At 70.5% G+C, this 7,525-nt stretch carries 5 protein-coding genes, 1 rRNA gene and 2 pseudogenes; all 8 read left to right on the top strand.

The annotated features are described in order from the left end of the window. Positions 1–92, top strand: a 5S ribosomal RNA gene (gene rrf / locus BCY76_RS11720); the annotation flags it as partial. Between the two features lie 129 nt (positions 93–221). After that, positions 222–1,091 (top strand): hypothetical protein, encoded by an 870-nt coding sequence (locus BCY76_RS11715; RefSeq protein WP_237090118.1) that lies wholly within the window; start codon positions 222–224, stop codon positions 1,089–1,091. After that, positions 1,088–1,903: an HAD-IIA family hydrolase gene (locus BCY76_RS11710; RefSeq protein WP_070159071.1), complete on the top strand. Its 816-nt coding sequence runs from the start codon at positions 1,088–1,090 to the stop codon at positions 1,901–1,903. The genes BCY76_RS11715 and BCY76_RS11710 overlap by 4 nt, the downstream gene beginning before the upstream one ends. Continuing rightward, complete coding sequence (locus BCY76_RS18165; protein WP_170922677.1) at positions 1,900–2,049, top strand: hypothetical protein; 150 nt, start codon at positions 1,900–1,902, stop codon at positions 2,047–2,049. The genes BCY76_RS11710 and BCY76_RS18165 overlap by 4 nt, the downstream gene beginning before the upstream one ends. A 23-nt stretch (positions 2,050–2,072) precedes the next feature. Beyond that, positions 2,073–2,876 carry a TlyA family RNA methyltransferase gene (locus BCY76_RS11705; RefSeq protein ID WP_070159072.1) on the top strand — a complete coding sequence of 268 codons (804 nt, stop codon included), beginning with the start codon at positions 2,073–2,075 and terminating at the stop codon, positions 2,874–2,876. A gap of 67 nt (positions 2,877–2,943) precedes the next feature. After that, the gene (locus BCY76_RS11700; protein WP_083277345.1) at positions 2,944–3,969 is read left to right on the top strand and encodes an NAD kinase; all 1,026 of its coding nucleotides are present in this window, start codon (positions 2,944–2,946) and stop codon (positions 3,967–3,969) included. Next, a pseudogene (recN, locus tag BCY76_RS11695) lies at positions 3,966–5,729 on the top strand (DNA repair protein RecN). The gene BCY76_RS11700 and the pseudogene recN overlap by 4 nt, the downstream one beginning before the upstream one ends. A gap of 92 nt (positions 5,730–5,821) precedes the next feature. Then, positions 5,822–7,515 (top strand): annotated as a pseudogene (locus BCY76_RS11690) (CTP synthase). Positions 7,516–7,525 lie beyond the last annotated feature (10 nt).

Below are 7,525 nucleotides of genomic sequence, written 5' to 3'. Positions count from 1 at the left end.
CGCCCGGTCCCATCCCGAACCCGGAAGCTAAGACCCACAGCGCCGATGGTACTGCACACGGGAGTGTGTGGGAGAGTAGGTCACCGCCGGACACCACTTAGGACGAGAGCCGGGTTGAAGGATCACCGTTGATTCTTCGACCCGGCTCTTGTTGCGTCTGCCCTCAGCGCTGACAGGCGCTCACTCCCGTCATCCTTCGGCACGGAAGGTATCCTGGATCAGTGAACTCTCGATATGACGACCGTCGCGGCCCGCGTCGCAGCCGCCCTGACCGTCCCGAGGAGCGTAGCGCCGGTGCCTCCCGTTCCAGGGGAGACCTGCGCCGCTCCAACCGTGAGGACCGTCCGCGGTCACCGGAGATCGATGAGGACGTCACCGGCAAGGAGCTGGACCGGGAGGCGGCCTCCCAGCTGGGCACGCTCAATGACACCAACCGCACCTGGGTGGCCAAGCATCTCGTGATGGCCGGACGCCTCATCGACGTGGACCCGGCATTGGCCCAGGAGCACGCGTTGGCGGCGTCGCGGCGCGGCGGCCGACTCGCCGTCGTGCGCGAGGCTGTGGCGCTGACCGCCTACGCGGCGGGCGACTTCTCCGAGGCGCTGCGTGAGTTGCGCACCTACCGGCGGATCAGCGGCGACCAGACCCACCTCCCGGTCCAAGCGGACTGCGAACGCGGGCTCGGTCGACCGCAGAAGGCTGTGGAGCTGGGGGAGAGCCCCGAGGCCCAGCGACTCACCGGTGCGGTCCGCGCGGAGCTGGCCATCGTCGTCGCCGGGGCCCACACAGATCTGGGCGACCACGCCTCTGCCGTGACCGCGCTTGAAGTCCCTGAGCTGCAGCGCGATCGCGCGTTCAGCTTCTCACCCCGTCTCTTCACCGTCTACGCCGATGCCCTGGAGGCTGTCGGCCGCGGCGAGGAGGCGGAGCAGTGGCGCCGCCAGGCCTTCGTCGCGGAGAGGGCCCTCGGCGCAGGCGCCTTCGAGTCTCCGGAGATCATGGACTTCGACGACGAACCTGCAGAGCTGCCCAAGGTCAAGGACGTGATGGGCGGTGCCCCCAGGCCTCGAGCGGGTGAGGACCAGGGATGACGCGCGCCGTGATCGCCCACCATGATGGCGTCCTCTTCGACCTCGACGGCGTCCTCTATGCGGGTCCCGGAGCCGTGGACGGAGCGGTCGAAGCTCTGGCCGAGCTGCGGCGTCGGGAGATCCCGTGCGCGTTCGTCACCAACAACGCCTCCCGTTCGGCAGACGAGGTCGCCGGCCATCTCACTGATCTCGGCATGCCCGCCTCCCCCCACGAGGTCTTCGGTTCGGCTCCTGCCGGAGTGAGCCTGATGGCACGGGAGATCCCGCGGGGCGCCCGGGTGCTGGTGACCGGGAGTCGGTATCTGCGTCAGCTGGTCGAGGACGGAGGGTTCCAGGTCGTGGACTCCGCCGCCGACCGGCCTGCCGCCGTCATCCAGGGCTTCGACCCCCAGCTGCGCTGGATCGACCTGGCAGAGGCCGCCTATGCGGTCAACGACGGCGCCCGCTGGTTCGCCACCAACTGCGACCTGACCATTCCGCGGGAGCACGGCATCGCACCGGGGAACGGCGCGCTGATCGAAGCAGTCGGCCGTGCCACCGGGACCATCCCGACCGCCGCGGGCAAGCCGGAGCCCGTGATGTTCGTGCAGGCCGCCCAGGCTCTCGGTCTGCAGGCCCCTCTGGTCATCGGCGATCGGCTGGACACCGACATCCTCGGCGGCAACCGGGCGAGGTTCACCACCGCCCTGGTGCTGACCGGCATCGACACCCGGGAATCGGTCGGGGCGGCCGAAGCCGCCAGCCGTCCGGACCACATCCTCGAGACCCTCGCCGACCTCTTCGCCGAAGACCTCGCAGGAGCCACCGCATGACCGAGCAGCACCCGGAGCCGGCAAGCCCCCACCAGGGGGAGTCGGTGACCGACATGGAGATCGACGAGCTCGACGCCCACATCACCGAGGCCGAGCACCTGCACCGGCAGCTGTCGGAGCGCCTCGAGGCCACGGGGCGGCACTGAGCTTCGATGGACGGTGACGCCCCATGAGCTCCGAGCGACTGGACCGAGCTCTCGTCTCCCGCGGCCTGGCGACGAGCCGCAGCCGGGCCGGGCAGCTCATCCGTGCCGGTTCCGTGCGCGTGGACGGGCGCGCAGTGTCCAAGGCGGCGACGACGGTGCGCACCTCCCAGCGAGTGGAGGTCACCGAGGACGACCCCTGGGTGAGCCGGGCGGCTCATAAGCTGCTCGGGGCTCTCACCGCCTGTCCGGAGATCGCTGTGCAGGGGCGTCGATGCCTGGACGCCGGAGCCTCCACCGGCGGATTCACCCAGGTGCTGCTGGCGCAGGGAGCCCGGCGGGTGGTCGCCGTCGATGTCGGCCATGACCAGCTGGCGCCCGCACTGCGGGAGGATCCCCGTGTGGAGAACCATGAGGGTCTGAATCTGCGTGGCCTGAGCGCTGGGCAGCTCGGCGAACCCTTCGACCTCATCGTCGCGGACCTGTCCTTCATCTCCCTGCGACTGGTCATGGCCCCACTGGCCGGACAGACTCGTGCCGGGGCCGATCTGCTGCTGATGGTCAAGCCCCAGTTCGAAGTGGGCCGCGAGAGACTCGCCCGCACCGGCGTGGTCACCAGCCCGGAGCTGCGCCGGGAGGCGGTGACCGCCGTCGTCGGCTCGGCCGAGGAGCACGGACTGCACCTGCTCTCCGCCCACCGGTCCCAGCTGCCCGGACAGGACGGCAACCTCGAGTTCTTCCTGCACCTGAGACGCTCCGAGACGTCGACCGGGGCCAGCAGCGGCCCGACGAGTGCCGCTAGGCTGGACCAGGTCGACTACCGCGACTGACCGGCACCGGCCTGGGACCGGGTGGCACGGACCAGCACCACGGCGAACGAACTCTGGAGGAGGCCCTATGACGGAGGCGCACGGAAGCCGGGAGATCCTCGTGCTCGCCCACACCGGTCGCCACGACGCCGTCGACGCCGCCGCCGCGGTGGCGGAGCGTCTCCATCAGGCAGGACTCACCCCCGTCATGCTCGAGCGGGACATCGCCTCGCTGGGACACCTCGTCGGAGACCGGCTGCGGGACGTCCCGATCGCCGTCGCCGACACCGATGTGCCGCTGTCGCGCTGCGAGGTCGGCATGGTCCTGGGCGGCGACGGCTCTATCCTGAGGGCCGCCGAGCTCGTCCGCGGCGCGGACCTGCCGCTGATGGGCATCAACCTGGGTCATGTCGGGTTCCTCGCCGAATCCGAGCGCACCGAGCTCGACGCCTCCGTCCAGTGGGTGGTCGAGCAGGACTACACCGTCGAGCGTCGCATGGCGATCGATGTGCAGGTCTGGCAGTCCGGCGACCATATCGGCAGCACCTGGGCGCTGAACGAGGCCAGCGTGGAGAAGCACGCGCGGGAACGCATGGTGGACCTGGTCGTAGAAGTCGACGGCCGCCCCATCTCCGCCTTCGGATGCGATGGCGTCGTGATGGCCACCCCGACCGGCTCCACCGCCTACGCCTTCTCCGCGGGCGGCCCCGTGGTCTGGCCCGAGGTGGAGGCCCTGGTGATGGTCCCGATCTCCGCCCATGCCCTGTTCGCCCGGCCGCTCGTCGTCGCACCGGACTCCGTGCTGGCCGTCGAGGTCCTGCAGCGCGAGGAGGAGCAGGGGGTGCTCTGGTGCGACGGACGCCGCGCCACCGAGCTGCCGGCCGGCTCCCGTGTCGAGGTGACCCGATCCGCCGAGCCCGTCCTGCTCGCCCGGGTCAAGCAGACACCGTTCTCCGAGCGGCTCGTGGACAAGTTCAACCTGCCCACCTCCGGCTGGAGGGGACCCGTGGATGCGGCGAACACCGTCCAGGGCCCGGACCACCCCACCGATCACCCCATGGGGGGAGAGATGACCACAGGAGCCCGACACCTCGAGGAGGGACCCACCTCGTGATCGACCACGTCACCATCACCGACCTCGGCGTCATCGAACGCGCCGAACTCGAGCTCCACCCCGGCCTGAACGTGGTGACGGGCGAGACCGGCGCCGGCAGACGATGGTCGTCACGGCCCTGGGGCTGCTCCTGGGCGCCCGGGCGGAGGCCGCTGCTGTGCGCAGCGGCGCGCCGCGCGCCGCCGTCGACGCCGAGCTGCAGGTGCAGGCGACCATCGGGCCGTGGAGCTTGCGCGTGAGGCCGGCGCGTGGTTCGACGACGAGGAGGCCGCCGAGGCGCCGACGACGCCGGACGCCACGCCGAGGTCCACGCTTCTGCTGGGGCGCGCGGTCAGCGCCAAGGGCCGGAGCCGGGCCAGCGTCTCCGGGCGCAGCGTGCCGGTCTCCCTGCTCGGCGAGATCGGCTCATCTCTGGTCACCGTCCATGGGCAGACCGACCAGCTCCGCCTGAAGTCCGCCGCCGCCCAGCGCCGGGCGCTGGACAGCTACGCCGGCGAGGAGTTCGCCGCACTGGCCCGCGACTACCGGGCCCGCTACGAGGCCTACCAGGCCCGCCGCGCAGAGCTGGAGGAGATCACCACCCACGAGCGGGAACGTCGGCTGGAGGCCGAGCAGCTGCAGCAGGCGCTCGAACAGATCGATGAGGTGGACCCTCAGCCGGGGGAGGACGACCGGCTCAAGGCCGAGTCCCTGAAGCTGGAGAACGTCGAGGGGCTGCGTGAGGCGGCCCGGTCCGCGCAGCAGGCGCTCGCCGGCCCGGACGCGGCGGAGGCCGTCGGAGACGCCCCGCACGCCGTCGAGCTGGTCGAAGCGGCTCGACCGCGCTGGGCCCCGTGCAGGACCAGGATGAGGAACTGGCCGCGATCGCTGAGCAGATCAGCTCGGTCTCGGGACTGCTCAACGACGCCGCCTCCCAGCTGGGCATCTATGCCGCCGGACTCGACGAATCGGGCCCCGAGCGCCTGGCGGAGGTGCACCAGCGACGAGCCGACCTCGACCGCCTGGTGCGGCTGTACGGCCCCGACGTCGACGCGGTCCTGGCTTGGGCCGAGGAGTCCCGGCGACGCCTGGGGACCCTGCAGTCAGACACCGACCGCCTCGAGACGCTCTCTGCGGAGATCGAGCGTCTCGAGGAGGGACTGCGTACCGACGCCGCCGAGCTGCGACGCCGCCGCGCCGAGGCCGGGCGTCGTCTGGCCGAGGCGGTCGGAGAGGAGCTCGCCGCCCTGGCGATGCCGCATGCGCGCATGGTCGTGGAGGTCACCGAGACCGAGGAGCTGGGCCCTCATGGGGCGGACGCCGTGACCATGCTGCTGGCTCCGCACGCCGGCGCGGACCCTCTGCCGTTGGGCAAAGGCGCCTCCGGAGGTGAGCTCTCCCGCGTGATGCTCGCCCTCGAAGTGGTGCTGGCGGCCCACGATTCGGCCGGCACGTTCATCTTCGACGAGGTCGACGCCGGGGTCGGCGGCAAGGCCGCGGTGCAGATCGGACGTCGCCTCGCGGTGCTGGCCCGCCATGTGCAGGTCATCGTCGTCACCCATCTGCCGCAGGTCGCCGCCTTCGCCCAGCATCATGTGCGGGTCTTCAAGTCCTCGGTGGAGGACGGCTCCGGGAGCGGCGGGTTCACCGCCACCGACGTCCGGACCCTCGACGAGCAGGAGCGGGTCAGCGAGCTGGCCCGCATGCTCGCGGGCCAGGAGGACTCCGACTCCGCCCGTGCCCACGCCCGCGAGCTGCTCGAGGCGGCCTCCGGAGTCTGAGGTCTCCGCTCGCGCACCCGGAGCTGGGAGGAGGCGAGTGGCCGACGTCGCACCTGCCGGTGCCGCGGCGGGGTACTGCCGGTGGACCGGTGCTGATAGTCTTGAACTCCGTGGTGCATCGAAACAGTTCTCGGAACCAGTCCAGTCCCCAGACCCCCCGTCAGATCTTCGTGACCGGTGGCGTCGTCTCCTCTCTCGGCAAGGGGCTCACCGCCTCCTCCCTGGGGCATCTGCTCCGGGCCCGCGGCCTCTCGGTCGTCATGCAGAAGCTCGATCCGTACCTGAATGTGGATCCGGGCACGATGAACCCCTTCCAGCACGGCGAGGTCTTCGTCACCGAAGACGGCGCCGAGACGGATCTGGACATCGGCCACTACGAGCGCTTCCTGGATGAGAACCTCGACGGCCTGAACAACGTCACCACCGGGCAGATCTACTCCTCGGTGATCGAGCGTGAGCGTCGCGGCGACTACCTCGGCGACACCGTCCAGGTGATCCCGCACATCACCGATGAGATCAAGCGCCGCATGCGTCTGCCGGCCGAGGCCGACAGCGAGCGGGACGCCCCGGATGTCATCATCACTGAGATCGGCGGAACAGTCGGTGACATCGAGTCCCAGCCGTTCCTGGAGGCGGCCCGTCAGGTGCGGCAGGACGTCGGGCGGGAGAACGTCTTCTTCCTCCACGTCTCCCTGGTTCCCTACATCGGTCCGAGCCAGGAGCTGAAGACCAAGCCGACCCAGCATTCGGTGGCGGCGCTGCGCAGCCTCGGCATCCAGCCCGACGGCATCGTGCTGCGCTCGGCCGGGGAGCTTCCCCAGGACGTGCGGGGCAAGATCTCCCGGATGTGCGACGTCGACGAGGACGCCGTCATCAACTGTCCCGACGCGCCCAGCATCTACGACATCCCCCGGATCCTCCACAAGCAGGCCATCGACGCCTACGTGGTGCAGAAGCTGGACCTGAAGTTCAAGGATGTCGACTGGTCCAAGTGGAACCGCCTGCTGGACGTCGTCCACCACCCCGACCACGAGGTCGAGGTCGCGCTGGTCGGCAAGTACATCGATCTGCCGGACGCCTACCTCTCAGTCACCGAGGCGCTGCGCGCCGGAGGCTTCGCCCACCGGGCCAAGACCAAGATCCGCTGGGTGGCCTCGGACCTGTGTGCCTCCGAGGAGGGCGCGGCCAAGGCGCTGGAGGGCGTGGACGCGATCTGCGTGCCCGGCGGGTTCGGGGTCCGCGGCCTCGACGGCAAGATCGGGGCCTTCCGGCACGCCCGGGAGCACGGCATCCCCGCCCTGGGGCTGTGCCTGGGCCTGCAGACCATGGTCATGGAGTACGCGCGCAACGTGGTGGGCATGACGGAGGCCAACTCCACCGAGTTCGACCCGGACACCGCCTACCCGGTGATCGCGACCATGGCCGAGCAGAAGGACATCGTCTCCGGCGACGGCGACTTGGGCGGCACCATGCGGCTGGGCGCCTACGACGCCGTCCTCGCCGAGGACAGCGTGGTGGCCGAGACCTACGGCGCCACGGCGATCTCCGAGCGTCACCGCCACCGCTACGAGGTGAACAACGCCTACCGTGAGCAGCTGGCCGAGGCGGGACTGGTGTTCTCCGGCACCTCCCCGGACGGCCGTCTGGTCGAGTTCGTGGAACTGCCCCGGGACCAGCACCCCTACTACGTCTCCACGCAGGCGCATCCGGAGCTGAAGTCCCGTCCCACCGACGCCACCCGCTGTTCGCCGGTCTGATCAAGGCCGGCCTGGACCGTCGCGCCTGATCCGGCGCCC

Origin of the sequence: Nesterenkonia sp. PF2B19, assembly GCF_001758425.2 — a bacterium.
Classification (GTDB): Bacteria; Actinomycetota; Actinomycetes; order Actinomycetales; family Micrococcaceae; genus Nesterenkonia; species Nesterenkonia aethiopica.
The sequence above is the reverse complement of the archived record's forward strand: the minus strand, read 5'-3'. Positions and strand labels throughout refer to the sequence as shown.

Bases quoted from the DNA above. Each gene is read 5' to 3' on its own strand.
- BCY76_RS11710 (WP_070159071.1), top strand. From the start codon at position 1,088: ATGACGCGCGCCGTGATCGCCCACCATGATGGCGTCCTCTTCGACCTC.
- BCY76_RS18165 (WP_170922677.1), top strand. From the start codon at position 1,900: ATGACCGAGCAGCACCCGGAGCCGGCAAGCCCCCACCAGGGGGAGTCG.
- BCY76_RS11705 (WP_070159072.1), top strand. From the start codon at position 2,073: ATGAGCTCCGAGCGACTGGACCGAGCTCTCGTCTCCCGCGGCCTGGCG.
- BCY76_RS11700 (WP_083277345.1), top strand. From the start codon at position 2,944: ATGACGGAGGCGCACGGAAGCCGGGAGATCCTCGTGCTCGCCCACACC.